At 66.6% G+C, this 2,465-nt stretch carries 2 protein-coding genes; one reads left to right on the top strand and one right to left on the bottom strand.

Annotated features, from left to right (window positions below):
* Nucleotides 1-988, bottom strand: a 988-nt coding sequence (locus BJG92_RS11160; RefSeq protein WP_232084079.1) for a M23 family metallopeptidase, incomplete at its 3' end; no start/stop codon positions are given.
* Between the two features lie 466 nt (nt 989-1,454).
* Between BJG92_RS11160 and BJG92_RS11155 the strand changes: the two genes are divergently transcribed.
* Nucleotides 1,455-2,366, top strand: a complete 912-nt coding sequence (locus BJG92_RS11155; protein WP_232084078.1) for an oxygenase MpaB family protein — start codon at nt 1,455-1,457, stop codon at nt 2,364-2,366.
* Nucleotides 2,367-2,465 lie beyond the last annotated feature (99 nt).

Here is a 2,465-nt window from a genome sequence, read left to right as displayed (position 1 = left end):
GCGTCGGGGTGGGCCTCGGCGTCGTGACGCTAGACGTGGGCGGCGTCGCCGGCGTCGGCGTCTTCGCGGGTTTCTTGGTCGGCGAGAGTGAGTCGGGCGCCGACGGAGTCGCAGTGGCATCAGCCGTGGGCGTCGTTTTGGGGCTACTGGGCGTCGAGGGAATGACAGTTTCCTGCACGCCGCCGGTCACTTCGTGCGTCAGGTCCTCGGAGACGGGGATGGCCCAGCCGAGGCTGGCGTTGGCGGCTCGGTTGGCAAACGGTTCGTAGCTGGTCATCGACATCGTACCGAGCTGGTCCAGCTGTTTGATGGGGAGCAGCTTCCAGCCATGCGGATCCTTGTGCGAACCGTTCAGGATGGTCTCGAAGTGCAGATGGCAGCCCGTGGAAGATCCGGTGGTCCCCACCCGTGCAATGACCTCGCCCACGCGCACGGAGTCGCCCTTCTTCACGGCTATCGCCTCAAGATGGTTATAGGTAGTGATGAGTCCGTTGCCGTGGTCGATTTCCACGCGGTTGCCGCCACCCCAGGGATGCCACCCGACTGCTCGCACCACACCGGCGTCGGCGGAGTACACGCGCGTCCCGCACGCCGCCGCATAGTCCTGGCCCCAGTGGAATTCCCCCGCGGATCCGTTCACGGGGCTGGTGCGCAGCCCAAACGGAGACGACTCCTGCAAGATCTCAAGCGGTGCCATGAGAGTGCCTGCCGCCGGGCGCTGCAAACCTGCGGATGCCACGTTGAGCTGGCCGCCCACACCCTCTTTGGACGTGGTTTCGACAGTGGACCGGGTGAATGCCAGGAGCGCCAGCGCGTCCGCCGTGAAGGTTGAAGGAGCTGCTGATGCGGCCGGGGCGGCGGGAACGGCGGCCCGAGGACCCTGGTCCAGCGTGCCTGGGCCCACGGACCCGGAGGCCACCGCGGCGTGGGGCGCGACCTGCGCCGCGGATCCGGCCAGGCCCTGGACCCCGAAAGTCAGGACCGCCAAGGACAGGCAAAAGCCGCCGGATAGGCAGCGCACGGCAATTGTCCGCACCCTGATTGCTTGCTCACTCGATGAGTTGCCCCAGTGTTTTCCCACGATGTGACTCCTGCGTTCTGTCCGCCAGACCCCAATCTTCGCGGACTCACCTACCTATGTGACCACAGTCGGCTAGGTCTGTGAACCGCCAACGCCAGCCTTTGCGGGCTCAATCCAGGATCCCGAGTAGCGGCTGAGTGGTGACCCAGTAGCACGCCGCAGCGAAGTAGGTGTTGGGCAACGGGGGAAAGGTAGCAAAAGAGTAGGTGCAGGGAACCCTGCGGCCGGACGGGCCCAAGGACATCTGCCAATCTCGGGAGGAGTCGATCCGGTTGTAGATGGGGCAGACCGGAATTCGCCAACTTTGAGTCCGGATTTGGAGCCCATCTGAATAATACGGTTGAGCTTGACGCAAAGTGCGGGAGGATTGACTATGCGCAATCTCCTCACGGAATGGCAGTCCGAACTTAAACAGACGTTCACCGGGACGCGCGACGAGGTGCCGGAGTGGGTGCCCCGTCTAGCGGACGGTGACGACGCCGGCTACCACCTGCCGGGCTCGGCGGTCTGGGCCGTGCATGGGGACATGCCGACAATAGTGGCCGGCATCCGGGCGCTGCTGATGCAGGCGCTTCATCCGGGCGCGCTGGCCGGGGTGCATGATCATTCCCGCTTTCGCGAAGATCCTCTGGGGCGCCTAGCCAATACGATCCGTTGGATTTTCACGGTGTCTTATGGCTCGACTTCCGCCGCCCGGGCTGCCTCGGACTGGGTGCTGCGGGTGCACGGAACCGTCCGAGGTGACTACGTGGACGGCCACGGCGTCGCCCGGGACTACGCGGCCAATGATCCTGAGTTGCTCCGCTGGGTCCACATCGCGTTCACTGACGCCTTTCTATCCGCGCACAAGCTCTGGGGCAGGCCCATCCCGGGCGGCCCGGATGCGTATGTACGGGAGTGGGCGCAGGCCGGAAAGCTGATGGGCGTTGACTCCCCGCCGCTCAGCGAGGCGGACATGCGCCGGGACCTGGACCGCTGGTACGACGACGGCGAGCTCCGCTCCGACGAACGCGTCGCGGAGACGGTCGCCTTCATCCGGAACCCGCCGCTGCACCCCGGCCTCAGGCCGGGCTACCGGGTGCTTTTCGCCGCGGCCGTGACCAGCCTGGATCCCAAGTACCGGGAGCTTCTAGGCCTGCGCACGGCGCGGCTGGGGCCCGTCCCGCTGCCGGTGCGGCTGACCACCAAGGCGACACTCGGCGTCGTCCATCTTGCCCTGGGGCGGGTCGGACCGAGCGAGCAGGCCGCACGGTCCCGGCTGCGCCGGCTCGGCTACCGGGCCTGATCCTGGCCGGGGACGCAAAAAGGCCCCGGTCCAGGGGACCGGGGCCAAGCGCGGAGAATGGGGGATTTGAACCCCCGAGGGCGTTAACCCAACACGCGT

Source organism: Arthrobacter sp. SO5 (genome assembly GCF_020532805.1).
Lineage (GTDB): Bacteria > Actinomycetota > Actinomycetes > Actinomycetales > Micrococcaceae > Arthrobacter.
The sequence above is the reverse complement of the archived record's forward strand: the minus strand, read 5'-3'. Positions and strand labels throughout refer to the sequence as shown.

What these genes read in the sequence shown, in the direction of transcription:
- BJG92_RS11155 (WP_232084078.1), top strand. Translation starts at nt 1,455, where the DNA reads ATGCGCAATCTCCTCACGGAATGGCAGTCCGAACTTAAACAGACGTTC.